Origin of the sequence: Bradyrhizobium sp. Mp27, from assembly GCF_029953005.1 — a bacterium.
Lineage (GTDB): Bacteria > Pseudomonadota > Alphaproteobacteria > Rhizobiales > Xanthobacteraceae > Bradyrhizobium > Bradyrhizobium barranii.
On the sequence record NZ_JASAUS010000139.1, the window covers coordinates 1 to 21034 of the forward strand.

Annotated in this window: 19 protein-coding genes and 3 pseudogenes; 8 read left to right on the top strand and 14 right to left on the bottom strand. The window is 58.6% G+C overall.

The window, feature by feature from the left end; genetic code table 11:
• Positions 1–82: 82 nt before the first annotated feature.
• The 3 genes from QJT78_RS40175 to QJT78_RS40185 all read right to left on the bottom strand — a co-directional run bounded on the left by QJT78_RS40175 (position 83) and on the right by QJT78_RS40185 (position 3136).
• On the bottom strand, positions 83–1168 hold the full coding sequence (locus QJT78_RS40175; protein ID WP_240537731.1) for an AMP-binding protein: 1086 nt from the start codon (positions 1166–1168) through the stop codon (positions 83–85).
• 570 nt (positions 1169–1738) lie between these two features.
• Positions 1739–2125, bottom strand: a complete 387-nt coding sequence (locus QJT78_RS40180) for an ectoine synthase (protein WP_028154427.1) — start codon at positions 2123–2125, stop codon at positions 1739–1741.
• Between the two features lie 732 nt (positions 2126–2857).
• Positions 2858–3136 (bottom strand): hypothetical protein, encoded by a 279-nt coding sequence (locus QJT78_RS40185; RefSeq protein WP_011084900.1) that lies wholly within the window; start codon positions 3134–3136, stop codon positions 2858–2860.
• Positions 3137–3532: 396 nt separating this feature from the next.
• On the opposite strand from QJT78_RS40185, the gene QJT78_RS40190 reads away from it, so the two are divergent.
• Positions 3533–3736 carry a hypothetical protein gene (locus QJT78_RS40190; protein WP_014497760.1) on the top strand — a complete coding sequence of 68 codons (204 nt, stop codon included), beginning with the start codon at positions 3533–3535 and terminating at the stop codon, positions 3734–3736.
• 344 nt (positions 3737–4080) lie between these two features.
• Here the strand turns inward: QJT78_RS40190 and QJT78_RS40195 are convergent, their stop codons facing one another.
• The 9 genes and pseudogenes from QJT78_RS40195 to bioB form a co-directional block, all read right to left on the bottom strand.
• Positions 4081–4281 (bottom strand): hypothetical protein, encoded by a 201-nt coding sequence (locus QJT78_RS40195; protein WP_038944799.1) that lies wholly within the window; start codon positions 4279–4281, stop codon positions 4081–4083.
• Between the two features lie 668 nt (positions 4282–4949).
• Positions 4950–5309, bottom strand: a complete 360-nt coding sequence (locus tag QJT78_RS40200) for a hypothetical protein (RefSeq protein WP_038944800.1) — start codon at positions 5307–5309, stop codon at positions 4950–4952.
• Between the two features lie 12 nt (positions 5310–5321).
• Positions 5322–6173 (bottom strand): pantoate--beta-alanine ligase, encoded by an 852-nt coding sequence (panC, locus tag QJT78_RS40205; protein ID WP_011084897.1) that lies wholly within the window; start codon positions 6171–6173, stop codon positions 5322–5324.
• A gap of 3 nt (positions 6174–6176) precedes the next feature.
• The gene (gene panB / locus QJT78_RS40210; protein ID WP_028153345.1) at positions 6177–7055 is read right to left on the bottom strand and encodes a 3-methyl-2-oxobutanoate hydroxymethyltransferase; all 879 of its coding nucleotides are present in this window, start codon (positions 7053–7055) and stop codon (positions 6177–6179) included.
• Between the two features lie 1245 nt (positions 7056–8300).
• Positions 8301–9566 (bottom strand): annotated as a pseudogene (locus tag QJT78_RS40215) (adenosylmethionine--8-amino-7-oxononanoate transaminase).
• Positions 9563–10198, bottom strand: coding sequence for a dethiobiotin synthase (gene bioD, locus QJT78_RS40220; RefSeq protein WP_028153344.1), 636 nt, complete (start codon positions 10196–10198; stop codon positions 9563–9565). The pseudogene QJT78_RS40215 and the gene bioD overlap by 4 nt, the downstream one beginning before the upstream one ends.
• Positions 10195–11348, bottom strand: a pseudogene (locus QJT78_RS40225) (8-amino-7-oxononanoate synthase). The gene bioD and the pseudogene QJT78_RS40225 overlap by 4 nt, the downstream one beginning before the upstream one ends.
• 76 nt (positions 11349–11424) lie before the next feature.
• Positions 11425–11778 (bottom strand): aspartate 1-decarboxylase, encoded by a 354-nt coding sequence (panD, locus tag QJT78_RS40230; RefSeq protein ID WP_028153343.1) that lies wholly within the window; start codon positions 11776–11778, stop codon positions 11425–11427.
• 49 nt (positions 11779–11827) lie between these two features.
• Positions 11828–12823: pseudogene (gene bioB, locus QJT78_RS40235) on the bottom strand (biotin synthase BioB).
• Between the two features lie 114 nt (positions 12824–12937).
• On the opposite strand from bioB, the gene QJT78_RS40240 reads away from it, so the two are divergent.
• From QJT78_RS40240 to QJT78_RS40255, 4 genes are all read left to right on the top strand, one after another.
• Positions 12938–13573, top strand: coding sequence for a GntR family transcriptional regulator (locus QJT78_RS40240; protein WP_011084889.1), 636 nt, complete (start codon positions 12938–12940; stop codon positions 13571–13573).
• Positions 13574–13708: 135 nt separating this feature from the next.
• Positions 13709–14026 (top strand): Dabb family protein, encoded by a 318-nt coding sequence (locus QJT78_RS40245; protein ID WP_011084888.1) that lies wholly within the window; start codon positions 13709–13711, stop codon positions 14024–14026.
• A 153-nt stretch (positions 14027–14179) separates the two neighbouring features.
• Positions 14180–15574 carry an aminodeoxychorismate synthase component I gene (pabB, locus tag QJT78_RS40250; RefSeq protein WP_028153342.1) on the top strand — a complete coding sequence of 465 codons (1395 nt, stop codon included), beginning with the start codon at positions 14180–14182 and terminating at the stop codon, positions 15572–15574.
• Positions 15571–16167 carry an aminodeoxychorismate/anthranilate synthase component II gene (locus tag QJT78_RS40255; RefSeq protein WP_014497769.1) on the top strand — a complete coding sequence of 199 codons (597 nt, stop codon included), beginning with the start codon at positions 15571–15573 and terminating at the stop codon, positions 16165–16167. The genes pabB and QJT78_RS40255 overlap by 4 nt, the downstream gene beginning before the upstream one ends.
• A gap of 698 nt (positions 16168–16865) precedes the next feature.
• Here the strand turns inward: QJT78_RS40255 and QJT78_RS40260 are convergent.
• Together QJT78_RS40260 and QJT78_RS40265 are read right to left on the bottom strand one after the other, a co-directional pair.
• Complete coding sequence (locus QJT78_RS40260; RefSeq protein WP_240537733.1) at positions 16866–17312, bottom strand: hypothetical protein; 447 nt, start codon at positions 17310–17312, stop codon at positions 16866–16868.
• Positions 17309–17596 carry a transposase gene (locus QJT78_RS40265; protein ID WP_011084883.1) on the bottom strand — a complete coding sequence of 96 codons (288 nt, stop codon included), beginning with the start codon at positions 17594–17596 and terminating at the stop codon, positions 17309–17311. Before QJT78_RS40265 ends, QJT78_RS40260 begins: the two co-directional genes overlap by 4 nt.
• A 409-nt stretch (positions 17597–18005) precedes the next feature.
• Between QJT78_RS40265 and QJT78_RS40270 the strand changes: the two genes are divergently transcribed.
• The 3 genes from QJT78_RS40270 to QJT78_RS40280 all read left to right on the top strand — a co-directional run bounded on the left by QJT78_RS40270 (position 18006) and on the right by QJT78_RS40280 (position 20946).
• Positions 18006–19991, top strand: coding sequence for a DUF5695 domain-containing protein (locus tag QJT78_RS40270; RefSeq protein ID WP_244433445.1), 1986 nt, complete (start codon positions 18006–18008; stop codon positions 19989–19991).
• A gap of 72 nt (positions 19992–20063) precedes the next feature.
• On the top strand, positions 20064–20735 hold the full coding sequence (locus QJT78_RS40275; RefSeq protein WP_240537735.1) for a hypothetical protein: 672 nt from the start codon (positions 20064–20066) through the stop codon (positions 20733–20735).
• 70 nt (positions 20736–20805) lie between these two features.
• A complete protein-coding gene (locus QJT78_RS40280) occupies positions 20806–20946 on the top strand; it encodes a hypothetical protein (protein WP_157790230.1) in 141 nt (46 codons plus the stop codon).
• The last annotated feature ends 88 nt before the right edge of the window (positions 20947–21034 follow it).

The window sequence follows — 21034 nt, forward strand, 5'->3', positions numbered from 1 at the left end:
GCACGCCTCAAGCACCTTGCGATCTTTCCTCGAAAGGTGGACTTCTCTTGCTTCGGGTATCATCCCGACCTTGAATCACGACTCACGTTCCAAGAAAAGTGGGTACTAGCGGCAGATACGCGCCGCCCGCTTTCAGGATCGCCAAGAGACCAACTACCATCGCCAGGCTGCGTTCGAGGCAGATCGCCACCGGCTGGTCCGGCTTGACCCCGAGCTCGATCAAATGATGCGCCAGCCGGTTGGCCCGCGCATTGAGCTCGCCATAGCTCAGTCTCTCCTTCTCATAGACCACCGCCACCGCTTCCGGTGCCTTTTGCACCTGCGCCTCGAACAGCTCATGGATACATAGCTCAAACGGATAAGGCGCCGCCGTCCGATTCAAATCCTCAAGTAGATACGTGCGTTCGTCGGCGGCCAGAATGTCTATTCGGCCGACAGGCTGCCCAGCATCGGCCATCACGCCGCGTAACAAAGTTTGCAAATGCTGCGTCATGCGGTCGATCTGCTTCGGTGCTAATCGAGCGGCATCAAAATGCCAGCGGAAGCTCCCATCCAGAGCGCAAACCTCAAAGGTCAGCAAATCGCCGCACAAGGCATGCCCAGCTTTGTGGTTCGTCGTCAGAGCATCAGCGGCGTGACAGCTCTCTGTCGTGATTGCAATGCCAATCGGCCAAGGCTGGCGCGCCCGTAGCGCCACCACTCCTCGCAATGTCGGGCAGCGCGCTATAAGATCTCGGGCAAAGCTAGCGTGCGCCCTCAGCTGAGCGACTTCGGCCGCTACGGTTTTGCGTACTTCTTCAAAATCATGAGCAAGCTCAATGCGAACATCCATCGGCGCGACGGAGGCCATCACGAGTTTGGAGCCGGTTTGCAATCGGTCCCATGCAGGCTTCCATCCCAGTTGAAACTCTTGTTGCCCCGTGATCCGAGCGAGATAGATCAGCCAAGCTGCTACCAAATATTCCGAGCGATCTTGTGGGGAAATAGCCAAACCGCTTGGGCTAAACCATGAACTCGACTGCCATCGGGACGGCGCCGCAGCCACGGACGATGACACGAAAGGAGGATGCAATCTGCTAAACTGCTCGAGCCGCCGTCGCCAAAACTCCTCCCCACGCGCCCGCAGTTCATCCGCGGCAGATATGCTCTGCACCTGATCATCGCTCAAGATCGGAAGGCGTCTTCCTTGATTCACGCAAATCGCTCACATCGGTTCGGATCTGTTTTCGGGCTTTGGCTGGCCTGCATTGATGTGACGAAACCCTTCGCCAAAGCGGATCACTCAATCTTCCGCCAACTTCCGCACCACCAAATATGGTGGCGGCGGTATCGCAGCTGCTACTCAAGCGCGTCAGCGTTTCTGGTCAGCGTTCTCATCGAACGACTTCTCCTCTATGGCGCCCTTTAGACGATTACGCATGTTTCGTGCCAAAGGTGAAATCGAGTGCAATCAATGCGATAGCCACAGCGGTGCTGTGTCAGCTGTCCAACAGCGTCGCCAGACATCGTACAACTGAGCGCGCTATCAATCGCACAAGACCCCGCCCGCCGGGTATTCCGGACAAGAAAAAAAGGGACCTGGAATGCCAAAGTAAATTTGTCAGCTCAACCTAACCGCTTCGCGTGGGCATTTCGTAAAAAGTCCGCGCGTGCGGTACGAGCCAGTGCTGGATCGCTCGAGTAAATGTTTCTCGCAATTAGCGGCAGTTCATATTGGATTGGCGTTTCTTCGCATCGCTCAATATGTGGAGCCTGCCGGGTCGTCCAGCTTGTGGCGCTCGGTTCCGGTGAGGGGCGGGTTGAAGATGCTAACGAGGATCATGTCCTTGTCCGGTCCCCCGCGCAGGAGATGCTTGTCATGCTTGTCAAGCACATACATGTCGCCCCGGCGAATAGGAAAGACATTGCCGTCCATGTCCTCGACCTCGCCCTCTCCACCGATGCAGAAGCAGGCTTCGAGATGATTCCGGTATTGCAGAAGAGAAACGGTGTTAGCGCGCACGATGGTGTGGCAGATGCTAAAACCCATGCCGTCCTTATCCGTCAGAAGGCGGTGGCTCGTACCATTGCCCCAATCGACGAAGTGATCGGTTGCTTCAATGTCGTGCAGACTACGCACAATCATGGTGTTGCCCGATTCTGATTGATCCAAAAGCTGGAGGCCGTTGTTCTGCTCCGGAACGGCGCCTTCCCTGTCGCGCGGCCGACTGCGGTCTCCGTCGAAACAACCGACCGTCGGCCGCGGAGAACCTGGGCAGTAGTCCTACGGGATCGGCTACACGCAAAAGGCCTGCCATTTGCCCGACGGCGACTAGTAAAAATATCGGTACGAGGGTATTTCGCAGCCGATCGGCGCGTACCAACTTGATGTACCACGTCTCGGGCGGTACCGCCGCTTGCCTGTGTATTCACCAGAATGCTGCTGGAGATACTGCCGCCGACATAAACTGTCTCCACTCGCAGATTTGGCAAGTCGTTTCCTTCCTTGCTGTGCCTCTCGCCGCGAATACGGTTCCGCAGCGTTTCAGCCAGCAGAGCAAATCTCATGCCGTGGTCGCAGACCGATGAACGATGAAGTTGTGGCTGTCTCAGCTGGCTAGTGAGAACGATTTGGCTAGGCGTGTAGCCAATCTAACAAACTGCCGAGATATGGCCGAGTACAAACAAGTCCTGAGCGAGAACCGGTCGAACAGTGGTGCTTTTTAATCCGCTGGTGAAGAGGTCCCGGATTGAAGTCAGTGATGCTGCTCGAAAGTGTTTGGCGATCGGACTCGACAAAGCCCGCCGCGATCAGAACCCGCAAATTAGGTACAGCCCGCGGTACAGAGCGGTTTTTGAGGATGCGCAGCTGGGAGGGTCAGCCGTGGGGTCCCACCGCGCCTCGGATCAGGCCGCCCGGAACGCGCGCGTCGTTCGCGGCTCCGCGACTAGTTTGCCGGCATGTCCGCCCCTTCCGGAGGCTAAACGCGAGCGGGAAGGTCTCGGCTGAAAGGAACTCCAGCGCGGTCTGCTCTTCGGTGAGGCGTTTTTCGATGAACTGACGTTCGACATCCGACAGGTTCGACTTCAGCAGGCGACGATAGCGGTGGATGTTTGTGCGGTGAGCACGAATGCGGGCCAAATATTCATCGAGCATCCTGGACGCTCCTGAGGTCGTCGCAATCTCTACGAAGAGATATTCAGGCGAGCATGTCGTCGATCAACGCGCCACCCGCCATCGCATCTCGGAAGCCGTTCGGCGGGCAGATAAGGACAATGGCAGTTCGTGACAACACTCCTTCCGCTAGCGTAGCATTTCCATCGCCACGACCCGCAGCGTTCTTGGCTCACCATACGCCGTCTTTCTGCTCGGCTAGTCGCTCAAACAGAGCTGGGCGCTTGGAAGGCGCAAGGAATAGTCGGTCACGCTCCCGGCGCCGGACGCTTGTCGCTAACAAGCTCGCCCGTCAGTATTCTCTTCCGAGGAGCTGAACATCGTTTGCCGATGTGCTATACGCATCTTCGTTGAGAACAGCTTTGTTTGAGAGTTTCGATGTCTCTTTCGATTGGACTGATTGTCGACGGCTATGTGAAACTAAACAACCGCAGCGCGCTGGAGAACCTTCTGGCGCATCGGCGGGAGTTGCTGCAGCAGTTGAACTGCGTTACCGGCATTGATCCGAAGCCAGCGATCGCTCAGGTCAGTCAAGACATCACAGTGATCGAAAGGGCACTTGCGGCGCTCACACAGGAGTAAACAGCAACGGCGCACCGGCTCGCGTGAGTTGACGGCGCTCCGGCGCCGAACACTGACTTCGCCCCCGTTTCCGGACGAAGGTTATTGGAGCGTCGCCTCACCGGCATCGTGGCGCGCAAGGGTGCGTGCGCCAAGGCTTGGATGCGGCGTCTGCTGTGCGAGCTGCTCTCTCGTTTCAAGGATCGGCCGGGCACCGAGCAGCGCGCCAACCGATTCACATCAGATACGCCGCGTCTTGGGTGACGTTAGGCCACCATCGATTTGCGACCACGATACACTCTGCGAGCTGGATCTTCAGCACTGTGACTTGGAAATTCACCTCAATGACAAGCCATGTCCTAGATCTATCGCCACATCGTTGGTGCTCTGGAAAGAGCTTCCTGACCGATCTGTTTAGGCAGATCGGGGCGCGTCTCACCTCTGGTGGCGGCCTCCAGGATTCTGGAGGCAACGTAGGCGCGGACGCCGGCGTCATACGGTGGGACGCTCACGCAAACCTCATCCAGGATCGTGCGCAGAAGCGTGATCGTGCCAACGTCCAGCATTGAGAGATCTCCCTCATACCATCGGGGAAGATAATGGGCATTTGCTGGACCGCAACTCAAGTACATCGGATCGCATGAGCCTCCGCGACTGCCGGTCGGCCGATTTCCAGCGCGGTGCAATGTCCAGCACCTCTGCGATCGCTGATCCATTGCGGCAGCTCGCTTGATCGGCCTGCGTTTGTCTTCTCGTCGGCCGTCTGGGCCTAGCAGACAAGCTTGCTAGAGCTCAGAGGCCAATGTGAGCTCCCTGCGATCATGCTCTGCGATGATGTACAGCATGCTCGGCCATCTATTGCGCGCCGGACTGACTGGGCGGCTGCCGCAGGCCAATGCTCGCACGGTGCTAGCTCGTTGCCGAGCCTCATCAGGTTCAATTGCGGCCAGAGGATTTGCCGTTTATCGCGCCTGCTGCGCTTCGGCATACCTGCCCCGATGGAGTTGGTAGAAATAGCTTGCCACTGCTCCGATGTCGTTTCACAAGACGGCACCTATCGGCTCCAAACCCGAGCGCCTGGCATCCTACACTGTAGAGGGACATCGCGACCAATTCTTGCGGTGAAGCATATCTTTGCGTCAAAAACCAGCGCCCGCCCGACGTCTGGCGACGAAATCGGGCCAGGATCCGGCGCCCGCGCTTCACTGCCCCCTTGACTCGCCCCTGGCCGCTCTTAGGGAGCTTCGGCTTTTTGCAGCTTGACGAGGTCGTCTGCGCCATCGTGAAGTAATTTCATGGTCATGGGCGCGTGGTTGTTGATCCATAATCGCACGTTTTGGCAGCACACGATTTTGAGCGAATCTCCTTTGGCGATGCCCGCTTGCAGGCGGATGATCTCGGCAGCGTGGAGCGGCCCCGCCTCGCTCCACCCCGTCAGCGGCAGAGCCAATCTCCAACCGACATCATGAGCTCGAGCGTGGGGGAGTTGTTCAGCACGCAAAGGGCAGTTCCGGATCGTCTTCGAGAGTTCTTCCAGGATGTTGAGGATTTCAGGGCCAGCCCATCCGGTTCGACTGCTCCTGAGCGCAATCACTTGCGGATCTCGCTACGATGGCGACCAGGACAGGACTACATTGTCGATCAACCGCGTGGAGCCGACGTACGCTGCGACACAGAGCACCGCCGGATAGCGCAGAGGGCTGTCAGCAATCCTTAGAGTCCCAGGGTCGACAAGCTCAAGGTACTGTAGTCGATCGACCCTTTCCAAATGCCTTCTTGCAAGCGCAATCAGCGTTGCGGCGTCGCGTTCCCCTGAGGCAAACTCATGCGCTGCGGCGAACAAGCCACGGCTGATCGCCAAGCTCCGATCACGTTCTTCCGGGCAGAGATAACGGTTGCGACTGCTCATTGCCAGCCCATCTGGCTCCCGCACGGTTGGCACAGTGACAATCTCGATCGGAAGATTCAGATCAACCGTCATGCGGCGTATTACCGCGCATTGCTGAAAATCCTTCTGTCCAAAGTACGCGACGTCCGGCTGCACCATGTTGAATAGCTTGCAGACGACGGTCGCTACACCACGAAAATGTCCAGGCCTGAAAGCTCCGCAGAGCGGCTTTGCGAGTTCGCCCGGCTCGACAAAGCTCTCAAATTGAGCCGGATAGATCTCCTCTGCACTTGGCGCGAAGATGATGGAGACCCCGGCACTGCCGCATAACGCTTCATCGCGCGCGAAGTCGCGGGGGTACCTGCTGAGATCCTCATTTGGGCCGAACTGAGTGGGGTTGACGAAGATGCTAACGACAGTGACGTCGCAGTGTTCCCGGCTGGCCGAGATCAAGGCCAGGTGGCCGTCGTGCAAGTATCCCATCGTCGGAACGAATCCGATGCGCTTTTCGGCATTGCGAACGTCTGCAAGGGCGCGACGCAGCTCAGCCACCTTCGTAATTACTTTCATTTCTTACCTTGAGGTTGAACTGGAGGGCACCCAGTTGGCGACGGCATGCCGAAGCTGATCAGGAAGCCGATAGCACTCCTCTGAGCCCGGGAACGCCCCTTTGCGGATATCGGCAGCCCAGCGCGACAGCGCCTCCTGGAACAACTGGAATCCATTTGTATAGGCACGAACGAATTTGGGGCGATGGCCTTCGGTTAGCCCCAAGACATCATGAAACACGAGCACTTGGCCCGAGCAATCGGCTCCTGCTCCGATCCCGATGGTGGGTATCGTGAGAGATTCGGTCGCTCGCGCCGCGAGCTCGGCAGGAATGCCCTCCAGGACAAGCGCGAAGCAACCGGCTTCCTGCAGACGGTGCGCGTCATCGAGCAACCGCAAGGCGGTATCTGTTGTCCTTCCCTGCACTTTGAATCCACCCATGACGTTGACGCTCTGCGGGGTCAGACCGAGATGTCCCATCACAGGAATGTCGCAATCGACCAAGGCGCGTACCATCTCGATGCGTTTGGCACCACCCTCGAGTTTCACAGCATCGGCGCCACGCTGTAAAAAACCTCCTGCATTGCGAATCGTATCCTCAGAACCGACATGAAAGCTGAGAAAGGGCATGTCGGCCACAAGCAAGGCATGAGGCCTCGTGCGCGCAACAGCCTCCAGGTGATGATTCATCATGGCCACGCTGACGGGCAGCGTGTTGTCGAATCCCAGGCAGACGTTTCCAACGCTATCGCCGACCAGGATGATATCGACAATGGGATCCGCGATGCGCGCCGCAACCGCATCGTAGGCGGTGGTCATCACGACACGCCGTCCTTTATCCTTCCACTGCTGCAGTGCCGGAATCGTGACACGCTCTAGAGGCTGCTCTGAACTGTGGCTCATATTGAATCCGCTCCGCACACACCGTCGGCGCTTCCTAGAGAACGCGGGAGAAACCTGTCAATGGCATGGAGGATGGAGATCCCAGTTGTCTAGAACTGGGGAACAGCGCAAAAACAGTCCAATGGTCGCGCAACCATGAGACAAGACCTTCCTCATCCATTTCACCACCCGATGGCTCGTCTTCACGTGCAGTTTCAGCGGCTATGCCAGCCGCGCCCTCAATCGAGGAGCGGCGCTCGCGACGAGCCACCATCTGCACGCGTTTCTGGGCTGATTGCAGTCTCTCCAAACGGTGACGGCGACCGGACCGAGCGCAGATGCGCGCAGTGGGGACTTCGTCTTTAGGGCACATCTCCGTGTCTGCCCGCTAGGGGGACTCGTGAGACTCCTGCTTCGGCGCCTGCGCACCGAGCAAAGCAAACGGATGGCAGGCCAGGAACGTCCAAAGGTGACAGGCCGCCGTAAGCGCAGCGAGAGCGCGGTCGAGTAGATGTCGTCGCGAACGCGCTCAGACCGCGCCAGCCTGCTGGCCCTGTAGGCCGTGAAGTCGATTATTTTTGCCGATGTTTCTGTCACTTGATTTCCACGTGCTCTAGAGGGCCACTCGAATTCTCTGACCAGGGCCGTACCGGCACAACTCAGTCCATTCCTAAGCCGCTCGAAGCCAACGAAGCCATTTCTGATCGGCCTCCCGCCGCGCCTTGAAGCGGTTGACGCATCTCTTCGAGCAAAGAGCCGTTCGCCAGCAGTAATGGCGGATCAGCCCAAACTTTCCGCCGCATATCGCGCAGCAAGTGGCTGAATGGTCGAGGGAATTACGGAAGCCAATGTGCATTCTCGCCTCCTGTCAGACATTTACCTGGGAAGCCCCGCTGCCCTCTGACCACAGCACCACGCGCGCACCGAAGGTGCGGCCCGCCCGGCGGTCCGTCTTCCTGGTTGTTGCAGCCATCAAGAGCCTTGACTCTGATGTGCGGCTGCCTCGCGAAGCAGTACTTTCCGCAGATAGCCTCGCCGAGAATTTGGTCAAGATAATTGATTTCTCTATCGTGATTTACGCAATTCGCTCGACATTTCGGTCAAATGCTGCGCCTTGCATGACTAGCCCGCAGAATTACTGCGGCAGTTGGATCGGGAGCGCTTAAGTTGGGGGCTGCATCCTCGTTGCACGATCAAAAGCAGCAATACGGGCACTTTCCCTTCCAAGATCCTGTCACTGCAGACGATCGCACAGTCTCGTGCATCTCACATCAGCAAGTCAGCAGCGTCGCGGATGGCAGTATAGATTTCATCAAGATCGGCCGCCGTAACGCAGTAAGGCGGCATCACGTAGATCGTGTTACCGAGTGGGCGTAACAGCAGATCCCGCGCTTGGAAGAAAGCCAAAAGCCTCGGACCGATGTCCGCCAGATAGCCAGCATCGCGCGTGTTGAGTTCAACCGCTGTGACTGTTCCTGTGCGCCGCACGTTTGCGAACCGTGAATCGAGGCGGAACGGCGCGAGTGCCTGTTCTTGCATCCTCGCCAAGGATGCCAGCCGCCAGCGATACTCCTGATCCTGCCATAGGTCCAGATTAGCCTTGGCGGCGGCACAGGCCACTGGATTGGCCGTATATGAGCTCGAATGAAAAAACGTACGCGTGCGATCTTCAGAATAATGCGCATCGAAAATATCGGCACGACACAGTGTGACGGCGAGCGGCAGCGCCCCAGCCGTGAGGCCTTTCGAATAGCAAGCAATATCGGGCGTGACATCGGCCTGCTCACACGCAAACAAGGTACCCGTCCGGCCCCAGCCTGTCATGACCTCGTCCGCAATGAACAGGACGTCAAAGGCTTCGCAAATCCGCTTCATCTCTCTTAGCACCGAGGGCGAATACATCAGCATTCCACCGGCACCCAATATCAGGGGCTCCACGATAAAGGCTGCGGGATGTTCGTTTCGACACGCGTTTTCAAGCGCATCGAGAGCTCTTTGCTCACAATCTCTTGCCGGGAACGGAATCGAGGTCACCTCGAACATCAGCGCCCCGTAGGCCGCATTGAAGATGCCTCGGCTACCTACCGACATCGCCCCGATCGTGTCGCCATGGTACGAGTGCTGCATCACCACAATTTTGGTTCGCTCTCTTCCGGTATTGCGCCAGTAGCCGAGCGCCATTTTCAGCGCGACTTCGACGCTGGTGGACCCGCTATCGGAGAAGAACACATGTTCGAGCGCTGGGGAGGTGACCTTCAATAGTTCCGTCGCAACCTGCTCAGCCGGGTCGTGAGTGTATCCGGCGAAGATGACCTGGTTGAGCTTGCCTGCCTGTTCTCGGATCGCGTTCACGATGCATGGATGGCAATGGCCGTGGGTCACGACCCACCAGGAGGAGATTGCATCGATAAGGCGTCGGCCGTCTTCGGTGTAGAGATAGGCCCCTTCTCCCCGGACCACCTTCGTCATGTCCCGCTGTAGAGCATGCTGCGTGAACGGATGTCAGATCGGCGACCTCTTAGCTGTCTTCATAGGTTCAGGAAATCGCCGCTAACAAAGGAGTCTTTGAAAGCGGCCTGCAGCCTATCGTTTGTGAGGGGAACAAGCCACGGGAGCCGTCCCAACCAACGCACTCTCCCGATCTCGCAAACCGCGCTTTCAGTTTCGGCGTTTCTTTCGCCAATGAACGCAATCCCAAGGATTCGAATCTGACGCTTCCGCAGAGCCTCTATGGAGAGCAGGGAGTGATTGATTGTGCCCAGTCCCGTCCTTGCGCAAAGCACGACGGGAAGCTGCCAGCGCTCGAAGATGTCGATGTAAAGCGTGCGCGCTGTCAGCGGCACCATGAGTCCGCCGGCGCCTTCGATCACGAGTGGCCGCTCGCCGCTGTCCGGCAGTCCAAGCGTCTCTGTATCTATGCGAACGCCGTCGATCTCCGCTGAGTGATGGGGCGACGCGGGCGTCCGAAGTCGATAGAGCTCCGGGACAATCCGATCGGACGAGAGGCCACCGAGGCGGCGGATGCACTCGGAGTCGATCTCTTGTTCGAGTCCAGCCTGGACCGGCTTCCAGTAATTCGCGCCGAGAAGCCCGGCGAGCCCTGCGGAGAATACCGTTTTGCCGACCCCGGTGTCCGTACCAGTCACGACGATCCGTTTATTCATCGAAACGAGCCCCTCGTCACCTCAACCAGCGCATCGAGCATCGCGCGCACGTCCGCTTCGCCAACATTGAGTGTCAACGAAATTCGCAAGCGGGCGGTGCCTGCAGGGACGGTTGGCGGCCGAATTCCGCGGATATCGAAGCCGCGCGCCTGCAGAGCAGAGGCAAGTCGCATTGCATGAGCATTGTCACCTACGATGTAGGGCACGATCTGAGAGGTCGATGGTGTGCGCAAACCAAGCGAGGTGATCTGCCGATGCGCGAACGCAACGAGTTTGGCCAGCCGTTGCTGCCGCTCCGGCTCTTTCTGCAGGGTGAGGAGTGCCTCTCGAACGGCAACGGCCATCAATGGTGATGGGGCGGTGGCAAAAATAAACGGACGGCAGCGGTTGACCATGAAATCGCGCAAGATGCCGGAGGCCGTAACAAGTGCACCCGCCGCACCGAGCGCTTTGCCGCAGGTATGAACGACGATGAGATTTTCGCGCTTGTCATAAGGGGCCGTGAGCCCTCGTCCTTGATGCCCGTAAGCGCCTGTGGCATGTGCCTCGTCCACGATCAGAAACGCGTCTTGGCGATCGGCGATTGCCACTAGCTCTTCGAGTGGAGCGAAGTCGCCATCCATACTGTAGAGACTTTCGGCCACAATCCACACGCGGCCCGCTCCACCTTTGTTTCGCCAGGCGCGAATTGCGTCTTCGACTGACTGGGGATCATTGTGCGCGTGAATTCGACACTCTGCGCGACCGGCCCGCGCCCCCTCGTGAATACTGGCGTGCACGAGCGAATCGAGAACGAGCAGATCGCCGCGCTGCGGGAGCGTTGTCAGGAGGGCAAAATTTGCGATGTAGCCGCCTCCAAAGAAAAGCGCTGCCTCCGCGCCAAAGAACTGAGCCGCTTCTGTTTCGAGCCGTTCATGCTCCTCGCAATTGCCGCGCAGAAGCCGCGACCCGCCGGCTCCAACCGGAGTGCCCGCCTCGAGCGCGGCGACCATCGCCTTTTTGATGCGCGAGCGTTCCCGAGCGCCAGATAGTCGTTCGATGCGAAATCGATCCCCACGCGCGGCTTGAGGCAGCGCAGCCGTTTATCTTCGTTCAAGGCATTCAACGCTGCGACGTAGGGACTAAGTCTAGCTGTCTGGATCGACCGCATTCATCACTCCGAGGATCGCATCAAATCACGCAAAAGATGCGTTGGCCGTTTAAGAAGGAAGGATGGCCCGTTAGGTTCAACTTGCCAGGATGCGATTATCTCGGTCCACACGCACAACGCGTGGCTTGAACTTCTTTGCTTCGGCCTCATCGAATGAGGCATATGCAACGATAATGATCTTGTCTCCGGGCATCACCAGTCGGGCAGCCGCACCGTTCAGGCTTATCGTACCAGACATCGGCGGCGCCTCGATCACGTAGGTGGCAAAGCGCGTCCCTGTTTCTACATTGTAGATTTCGACGCGCTCGTTGATCACCATTCCTGCTGCCTCCAGGAGCGTACGATCTATCGAGATCGAGCCTTCATAGTGCAGATCAGCTTCGGTCACTGAGGCGCGATGGATTTTGCCCTTCATCAAAGTTATCTGCATTTCTCACCTAGGCTGGTGTAGGGGCAACATATTGGGCGCGCTGCTTCCGTCAGGCGAGCCCGGACGTGATGCCGAGCCGGGCCAGCAGATCCGCGTCGCGATCAACTTTCGGGTTATTGGTGGTCAAGAGCACGTCGCCGACGAAGATTGAATTTGCGCCGGCCAAGAAGCAAAGCGCCTGCAATTCATCGGTCATGTATTGCCGCCCGGCGGACAAGCGAACCACACTCCTCGGCATCATGACCCGCGCGGTCGCCAGCAGCCGGACCAGCGCGATCGGATCGGGAGGCTCCGCGGTGTCTTCCACCGGTACGCCCTCAATCTTGTTCCACAGGTTGATCGGCACGCTTTCGGGATAGTTGGGAAGATTGGCGAGCAACACGAGCATACCTAGGCGGTCCTCGACGCGCTCGCCCATGCCGATAATCCCGCCGCAGCAGATCTTGATGCCGGCATCGCGCACATGCGCCAGCGTATCGATGCGGTCCTGGAGGCTGCGGGTGGTGATGATCTTGCTGTAAAACTCGGGCGAGTGTGTCGACGTTGTGATTGTAGAAGTCAAGGCCGGCCTCGGCGAGGCGCGCGGCATGCTTCGGTGTCAGCGTGCCGAGCGTGACACACGTTTCCATGCCGAGACCTTTGACCGCGTTGACCATGTCGCAGACGGAATCAAGATCGCGATCTTTTGGCGTGCGCCAGGCCGCGGCCATGCAGAAGCGCGTAGCGCCGGCATCCTTCGCGCGCTGTGCGGTCGCAACCACATCGGCGCAACGCATCAGACGGGTCGCTTTCAGGCCGGTCGCGTAATGCGCGCTTGCGAGCAGTAGCCGCAGTCCTCCGGACAGCCGCCGGTCTTGATGCTGAGCAGGCTCGCAGTTTCGACGTGGTTTGGATCGAAGTTCTTGCGATGAGCGCGCTGCGCCTGAAGCATCAGGTCGGCAAAAGGAAGGTCGTAGAGCGCCTTAGCCTCTTCGACGTTCCAATGATTACGAACCTGCGCCCCGTTGCTAGCTTTCTTTCGTTGGACTTGCACAGCAGCATCCATAACCCAATCTCGCTCAGTTGTAGATAATCGCGTGAATTATCTATAGTCATCGCCCTCGAAGAGATGCTAATCGAGCTGCCTCGCAAATGCACCGATTATTGCGGTAGATAATCTATGATCACTGCTGACAACATGACGATGGTCGCGCGCATCGCGGACTCAATCGCTGAGCGCATTATCAGCGGCGCCTTAGCGCCAGGCGCACCACTCCGTCAGGATCACGTTGCACGAGAATTCAATTCCAGCCACGTCCCCGTGCGCGAGGCCTTTCGGCACCTGCAGGCACAACATCTTGTTGTCGCTGTGCCGCGTCGCGGTGTTCGGGTTGCCCCGCTCGATACCCGTTCAGTGAAGGAGATCGCCGAAATGCGCGCCGCGCTCGAGGTGGTGGCATTGCGCCATTCGGGGCCAAGACTGACAACAGCTCATTTGGCTCAAATCGAGCTCGCCCTAATCGAAGGAGACAATGCAAAGACGATCGAGGAGTTTGAGATGGCCAACCGCGCCTTTCACCAAGCCTTGGTCGCGCCGTGCGGAATGCCGCGTCTGCTCGCGAGCCTCGATGGATTGCAGCTTGCCAATTCTCGATTGGTGTTCGCGATGGCGCGATCGGTGGGCTGGCGACCGCGCTCCAATCAAGATCACCGCCTGATTCTGCAAGCCCTGCGAACGCGCAACGTCGATCACGCCTGTAACCTGCTCACGCGGCACATTCAAACCATTGAGCGACTTGCCCTTCCGGCGTCCTGAGCAAATCTGGCAAGCTCCATTGCAGATCGCCGACGGTTGCAAGCGACGATCATGCGGCAAGCGACTAGCCTCATTGCAACCGAATCTATTCCCAGATAGTTATGGCACCCGCTAGCGACATCTCCACGGACGGCCATGATTCGTCACATCGTTTTCTTCAGCGCCAAGGACGAGGCGCATATCCACCAGATCATCGAAGGTCTTTCGCTTCTCAGCACGATACCGCATGCGCGCCGGCTTGAGGTTGCCCGTAACCGCAAGACGGATCAGCTCGGCAACGATATCGACATCGTGGTCTATGGTGAGTTCGACAGCGAGACAGAGCTCGCAGCGTACAAAGCGCACGATCTCTACCAGGAATCGATTAAACGGGTCCGACCGCTCCGCGAGCTGCGGTTCGCGGCCGACTACGATGTATCAACAGATACCCCTTTCGCCTCCACGGCAGGATGATCCTGGTGCTGTCGCAGCAAAAAGTCCGCCGCCGGCGTAACTTGGCAATGGGCCTCATGTTTCGGCCCAGCACAGATAAGAGTCATTCTCATCGGTGGGGCAACAGATGGAACGGCACTTTCACGACGTCAGCCGCCTGTGACCGATAACCCGATGTACGTTCGCGAGTTGCAGTGGGTTGAACCTGTCACAGCGATGCGACGTCTTGGGCGTCGATCGCATCTCACGTTTCTCGATAGCGCAGCAAGGCACGAGTTGCTTGGGCGCTACTCATATCTAACGTGCGACCCCTTCAGCACCTACAGGGTCGCGAACGGCCAAGCCAGTTGGAACGGACTGACTCTCGAGGCCGATCCATGGAAGGTCCTTCGCACGCTACTCGCGAAGTACCCGCAAGAGCATCGTCCCGATCTCCCGCCATTCCAGGGAGGAGCGGCAGGCTACCTTGCCTACGACATGAACAGGACATTGGAGCGATTGTCTGCCCCGCCAATTGCCGGTCTGGGTTTGCCCCAATCCATCCTGCATTTCTATGACGTGGTCATCAGCTTCGACCACCGGGATAACAAATGCTGGATCGTCTCGACCGGATGGCCGGAGCAGGATCGCGTGCGACGGAGCGAACGAGCGCTTCGTCGAGCCGACGAGTTTGCAGCATTGCTTGCCGGTGCAAAGGCGCCACAGAAGGGTTGTCCCAGCAAAGCGGGCGCGTGGCGCTCGAACTTCAGCCGCGACGGCTACATTGCGGCGGTACAACGCGTGATCGACTTGATTCTCGCGGGTGACGTGTTCCAGACGAATATTGCGCAGCGTTTCAGCACCCGCCTGTCGACCTCGTTTGATCCGCTCGCCTTCTATTGCCAGCTACGATCATTGAATCCGGCGCCTTTTGCGGCCCTGCTGCGATGGGGAAAGCTGACCATCGCATCAAGTTCGCCGGAACGATTCCTGAAACTTGAGGGGCGACAAGTCGAGACACGCCCCATCAAGGGCACGATAGCGCGTTCGCCTGATCCCAAGGAAGACCACCGCCGTGCGGCTGCTCTCCTCGCTTCCGAAAAGGATCAGGCCGAGAACACGATGATTGTCGACCTTTTGCGTAACGATCTGTCACGCGTTTGCACTGCGCATTCGGTCGGGGTTCCGGCCCTATGCAATCTCGAGTCCTATGCCTCGGTGCACCATCTCGTGTCGATCGTTACGGGGAAACTTGCCGGAGACGAAGACGCCGTTAGCCTGCTCCGCGCTTGCTTTCCCGGCGGCTCCATTACGGGAGCGCCAAAGCCGCGGTCGATGGAAATTATTACAGAAATCGAGCGCATAGCGCGAGAGGTCTATTGTGGGGCGATCGGCTTCATCGGCTTCAACGGGCACATGGACACCAGTATTGCGATCCGCACTGTCACGATCGACGGCGACCTGGCTGTGTTTCATGCGGGCAGCGGTATAACGGCCCTGTCGAAGCCCGAGGCCGAATACGAGGAAACGCTCACCAAGGCAGAGCGAATCTTTGATGCATTTGGTTCTGAACCAGCTGGTGCATTTTGATTGTCATCGTCGATAATTACGATTCCTTCGTGTTCAATATTGCCCGCTATTTCCACAAGCTCAGTGAAGCAACGGAAGTGATCCGAAACGACGCTATCAGCATCAGCGAGCTCGTTGGTCTCAACCCGCGCGCGGTGGTCATATCGCCCGGCCCCTGCACCCCAACTGAGGCAGGAATATCGACAGCAGTGGTTCGCGAACTTTCAGGACGCGTACCAATTCTCGGCATCTGCCTTGGACATCAGTGTATTGCAAGCGTTTTCGGAGGACGGGTGGCGCGTGCGCGTCGGCCCATGCACGGTCGGCGCTCATACGTTGCGCATGACGGCCGAGGGTTATTCAAGGGACTGCCAACCCCGCTTGACGTCGGACGCTACCATTCTCTTATCGTCGCGCTTGATCAGTCATGTGCGCAGAACCTCGTAGTGACAGCGCGTTCGGAGGAAGGCGAGATCATGGCCCTCACGCACGGCTATTATCCCACCTATGGGGTCCAGTTCCATCCCGAGTCGATACTTACCTCACAGGGGCACGTCCTGCTTAAGAACTTCTTGCGACTCGCACAGGATTTCCGAAACCGCGCGGAGCAATGAGAGGCTCGGCCTGCCAATCAAGATGGTGGACCGTCGGTTTTCGACGTGGTTGGAAGGCGAAGCCTCATATGGCAGGCATTTTGTGGTAATCCGCGCTGTTCCGTGCTTGGCTCTGCAGTCAGCGGCCCGCCTCCGACGGAAACCAGCCCCTGCGGTTTCGAGGGCCGGACGTCTCTCTTGGCCGGCTTGGATGTGGTGCGCGCGGGGGGCAAAGAAGCAGCAGGAGCAGGAGAAGCAACAGGCGCCGGATTCTGCAGCCCCTCGATTCTTTGGGTCAGGGTTGCGATCTGATCCGAGATCCGCCTTAGCTCGGCTTGCTGCGCATCGACGTTGCGATTGAGCTCGGCAATTTCATCGGCTGTCTTCTGCTGCCCTGATTGGATCCATAAAAGGACGTCCCTATGCTCAGGTGACAAGCAAAGCGCGCGAGGCACGACTTCGTGCGCCGGCGGCGCCTCGCAAACGTTTCGATATTCGTCAAAAAATAGGCTCCTCCGGCGCCCGGTTCGCCGCGCTTGTTAGAATCTCTTGTATTTTCTCGGCAACATTTGTTCTTTCTGGAAAGGGAATCAAGTCCTTCACTCATTCACTAAACACATTACTTTGGTCCGCTATTTGACTACGCGTTCTTGTCATTTCGCGATAAACCTTCCTTCTCTTTTTGTATCTTTCAACAATATTGCTCTGCTCCGCCGTCTTTAGCCCTCACTGAAGTACGCGCGGTAGTGCTCGATGCGCGGCGAATTCGCATGGTCCTGAGCGCAGAAGGGACAGATCTCAGTCTCTTCGCCCTCGATGCGATGCATACCATCGCCCACCCAGCGTTCGTCTGCCTCGCCGATCGCAGCGAAATGTCGTTGCACTTGTGCAACGGCGAGAGCTTCCAGGTCCGGAAGATTTCGGCCCAAGAGAGTGTTGATTTCGACGACATCGAAATGTCGGCAGGCCCATCTCGTGAAAGTCGTGGTGACGTCGCAAAGCATCAGACGATTGCGCGGCAGAGAGCGCGCGCTGCCTCCGCAACCGCATCGGCAATATTTGGTGATTTCCTTGAGGGCACAGAAGTCGTCGACGCTCAGCCTGCCTCGCGCTGGTGCCGGAATGGCGCCCTCGCGAGCGCGGAGCTCACGATTAATGTTCCTCATGTCCCAAGCTGGCCTACATCCAGTCCTTCCGACGCACTACAAATCACAAAATTTACTTGCTGACCCAACCAGTCGCCTTGACCGGCAAAATGTAACAACGACTGGTGTTGCGCTGCTCTCCGTTCAGGAGCCGTGATGGCGGCCATCGGCTCGACACTCTTGCGATCGCAAGGCATCATCAGACCGGCGGAGTAATCGCGAAGCGGTTTGGCTCGGCCTCCGTCCCCGATCACGCTCGTAAAACCCTCAACATACGCCGAAAACCTCGACGCGACGTCCCCCATTTTACCCGACCCATCTCAGCCTCTCCGCACGCCGAATAGATGAGTCTTCTCAAAAATAGGAATCTTCTCGGTAAAAGCCGCGACACTCTGATTAAGTAAGACTACGCAGTAGTGAGCAGGCAGTGGAAGCCGCGCAATGTCGAGGGGCGGCGCTCGGCCGAATGCCTCAGGCGCGCCGTGAACTTTGTCATCGACCGGGTCTTTGCCATTGGCAACTAGGCCCAAGAGCAGCTTGGCCTCCTTGCGAGCAAGCTCTGGTGTCCAAGGGCACCGTGAGGACCGATGGTGACGAAGCGGTGGCAACCGAACGCTGGGTACTTGAGAACGTATGTCGCTTTGTCGCGTTGACGTTTACGGCGGGAAACGGCACGCCTTGATCATCCGTATGGAGCGATACCGGATACGGTTGATGACGAAGTCTAAAGCCATGTCTAAAGCCTGGACGTATACGCGTCGTACGATGCTGTTGGGCAGTAGCTTCTTGGGTAGCGCGTTTTTCGGGGGCGTTACGCTGCCTACACCCAATCGGCCGCAGCGCAAGGTTGCCATGGTGTTGAAGGCGGTCGACTCTCCCTTCGTCGTTGGGTGCACACAAGACGGCATTACCTCCTTGCGTTATCGTAACGATGCGTATGACACGGATTATGTTCTGCCTGGAGCCGTGCTGGGGACGGCTCACGCTAGAGTTCGGCGTGCCGGATCCGAGTGGCATACGCTTCGAACCGGCGTTGATGCAACGAAGCCGATGCATAGCGCGGCCCTTGAACTAGCAGCCCGCGATGCCGGCGTCCTTCTCACGACCCGCCTCGCAGTCGACGAGGCTGGATTGACGTGGGAGATCATGCTGCGGAACGACGGCATGGCGAGCGTGGAGGTTGGCGACCTCTATTTTCCCATGCCGATGAACACCGAATTTCCGGCAGGGCAACCGGCATCGGTGGCTGTTTTGAAGCACAGCTTCGTCTCGGGGCATGGATCGCACATCTTCTGGATTCGCGGCAACAGCACCGGCCCCTTCCTCATGCTCTTACCGGAAGCGGACACGTCACTGGAATATTGGGATGTCCACAAGGATTCGGCCGAAGCCAGTGGGACGTGGTGCGCCTACATCTTGGGCGGAGCGGCCGCCGGCGAGGCAGTGGCGGCGGGGACTCGCTGGCGACAGCCGACGCATTCCCTGTCCCTGTCGCCGGCCGAGCAACGGCGTTACCGTCTCCGCTTCCAATGGGTTGCCAATTACGAGGCGGCGCGCAGGGCTATCGCGGACGCCGGTCTGGTGGACGTGGAAGTGATGCCGGGCATGACGGTTCCCAATGACCTGCATGTCGACATCGCGCTCGCGTCCTCCATTCCGGTGGAGCGAATCGAAGCGGAATTTACCGGCGACACGGTGGTGCAACGGTTGCCGGATCGGGCTGGCAGGCGCCTGTGGCGGGTTCGCTTTTCGCGATTGGGCGAGAACCGGCTGACCCTGCACCAGCCGGGTGCGCGCCAGACATTTCTTGAATTCTTCGCTACCGAGCCCGTCGAGACGATGATGAAGAAGCGCGCAACCTTCATCGTGAAGCGGCAGCATCGTGACCCGTCCAAATGGTACGACGGTTTGTTTGGCGAGTGGAATATGGAGACGCAGGTCCTGCTTGGCCCGGACAATTACGACCGGATCAAGGGTTGGCGCATCTACGAGGTGACGTGTGATGATCCCGGGCTGAGCAAGCCCGCTTACCTCGCGACCAAGAATGCCGAGCATCCTGATGTGGCGGAAGTGGCGGCGCTGGATCGGTATATAGACACGTTCGTCTGGGGCGGGCTGCAACGTACCACACAGGAGGCATACGCCTACGGCCTCTACGGCATACCCGATTGGAAGCAGAACAGGGAAAGCAGCGATCCCGGCCCGAAGGGTCGCCTGCATATCTGGCGGCCTTATGACTATCCGCACATCTTCGCGATGTATTTGGCCATGCACCGCATCGCGCGTGACCATCCCGCGATACCCACCCGCCAGAGCGCACGAGATTATTTGGTACGCGCCTACGGTACGGCGCTGGCCATGTTCACGGTGCCGATGCGCGTGGTGATGTGGTCTGCCTACCGCACCGGCTTCTACAACGAATGTGTGATCCCCGAACTGGTTTCGGCGCTCACGACGGCGGGCTTGACGCGCGAGGCGGCGACGTTGGAGGCGCACTGGGCGCGTAAGGTGCGCGCCTTCGTCGATCCGAAGGCGGACCTGTTCAAGTCTGAATATCCGTTCGATTCCACAGCCTTCGAATCAACGCAGGCACTGGCGCGCTCGGCCCTTGACGACCCTGTCGCCATGGGGGTTTCGAAGGCGGCGGCGCGTGCCTTCTCGGAGCGTCAGATCGCTGCAAATCTGTTCTGCCGTGGCTAGCTGGAACCTGCTTATTACTATCTGGGCAGCGATTATCGCCACACTGCGGGCGACGCCTATACGCTGACTTACATGGCGCAGATGGGTGGCTGGGCGCTGCTTGATCATGCGCTGAACGATGCAGACGACCCGCATCCGCTCCTTCGTCTCGGCTATGCCTCACAACTCAGCGCGTGGGCTTTGCTGAACAGCGGCCCTGCGTCGGCGGGTCATGGCTATTGGTATCCGGGCGAGGAGAATGACGGCGCGGCCGGTGGCGGCTTCGAGCCGGCGCCGAGCGGCACCACATGGCTCGGTCAGCCGCATCACCGTGGAACGTGGTATTACTCGTGCGAGATCGACCTGGGATTTTGTGGGGCGGTCCGCGCTGCTGCGACGATCGTTGCCGACGGTCCCATCTTTGGGCAGGTTTGTCACGGTGGCATCATGGAGACGTTCGCTCACACCCTGCGTATCTGGCCACGTGATGGCGTGCGGCGACGGCTCAACGTGCGGCTCCAGTCTCTTCGATTGGACTTGGTGCTGCTCGACGCGCGCTTCCGGGCGGATCGACCGATCATTCTGAATTTGGGGGCGGGGTGGATCAGCCTTACGCCTGAGCCCTTTGCCCCATCTGGATCGGGAGTGTCGTTCGAATTGCGGTACGATGACGGGAGAAAGCGCAAGGAAGTCATCGACATCACGGACAGCCAGCTCGTCGTCCGCTTGCCTGCGGCGCGCTTACCGCGGGTTCAGGTTCGCTAGACTCTAGTGTTGCCGATTATGGGGTGCGATCGGCACTTATGGCCTGCTGTTCCACGCGGCTTCCGAGCCGATGACGATCATCCCGGCAAATCCCGAGCATCTCGGCGCACGTATCCGCATCACCGCCGTGCTGCATACCTCGGGTTCAGCGCCCGTGGACGCTTTTCTCGCCGGAGGAGGCGCCGGATTGTCATTCGGCTTGCAATATTGACCCCCTAAGCCGGGGGATCGGCGTCCAAAATTGACCCCCTACAGGTTGGTCTGTTGCGCTGCCTGCTTCGTAACAAAGCAGGTGGTGG

Excerpts from the sequence above, each read along its gene's own strand:
- panD (WP_028153343.1), bottom strand. The coding sequence starts at position 11,778 with ATGCAGATAACTTTGATGAAGGGCAAAATCCATCGCGCCTCAGTGACC.
- panB (WP_028153345.1), bottom strand. The coding sequence starts at position 7,055 with ATGAGCCACAGTTCAGAGCAGCCTCTAGAGCGTGTCACGATTCCGGCA.
- panC (WP_011084897.1), bottom strand. The coding sequence starts at position 6,173 with ATGAAAGTAATTACGAAGGTGGCTGAGCTGCGTCGCGCCCTTGCAGAC.
- QJT78_RS40280 (WP_157790230.1), top strand. The coding sequence starts at position 20,806 with ATGACGATCATCCCGGCAAATCCCGAGCATCTCGGCGCACGTATCCGC.
- pabB (WP_028153342.1), top strand. The coding sequence starts at position 14,180 with ATGTACGTTCGCGAGTTGCAGTGGGTTGAACCTGTCACAGCGATGCGA.
- QJT78_RS40190 (WP_014497760.1), top strand. The coding sequence starts at position 3,533 with ATGTCTCTTTCGATTGGACTGATTGTCGACGGCTATGTGAAACTAAAC.
- QJT78_RS40270 (WP_244433445.1), top strand. The coding sequence starts at position 18,006 with ATGACGAAGTCTAAAGCCATGTCTAAAGCCTGGACGTATACGCGTCGT.
- QJT78_RS40245 (WP_011084888.1), top strand. The coding sequence starts at position 13,709 with ATGATTCGTCACATCGTTTTCTTCAGCGCCAAGGACGAGGCGCATATC.
- QJT78_RS40180 (WP_028154427.1), bottom strand. The coding sequence starts at position 2,125 with ATGATTGTGCGTAGTCTGCACGACATTGAAGCAACCGATCACTTCGTC.
- QJT78_RS40240 (WP_011084889.1), top strand. The coding sequence starts at position 12,938 with ATGATCACTGCTGACAACATGACGATGGTCGCGCGCATCGCGGACTCA.
- QJT78_RS40185 (WP_011084900.1), bottom strand. The coding sequence starts at position 3,136 with ATGCTCGATGAATATTTGGCCCGCATTCGTGCTCACCGCACAAACATC.
- bioD (WP_028153344.1), bottom strand. The coding sequence starts at position 10,198 with ATGAATAAACGGATCGTCGTGACTGGTACGGACACCGGGGTCGGCAAA.
- QJT78_RS40275 (WP_240537735.1), top strand. The coding sequence starts at position 20,064 with ATGGCGCAGATGGGTGGCTGGGCGCTGCTTGATCATGCGCTGAACGAT.
- QJT78_RS40265 (WP_011084883.1), bottom strand. The coding sequence starts at position 17,596 with ATGGGGGACGTCGCGTCGAGGTTTTCGGCGTATGTTGAGGGTTTTACG.
- QJT78_RS40195 (WP_038944799.1), bottom strand. The coding sequence starts at position 4,281 with ATGCTGGACGTTGGCACGATCACGCTTCTGCGCACGATCCTGGATGAG.
- QJT78_RS40260 (WP_240537733.1), bottom strand. The coding sequence starts at position 17,312 with ATGAGGAACATTAATCGTGAGCTCCGCGCTCGCGAGGGCGCCATTCCG.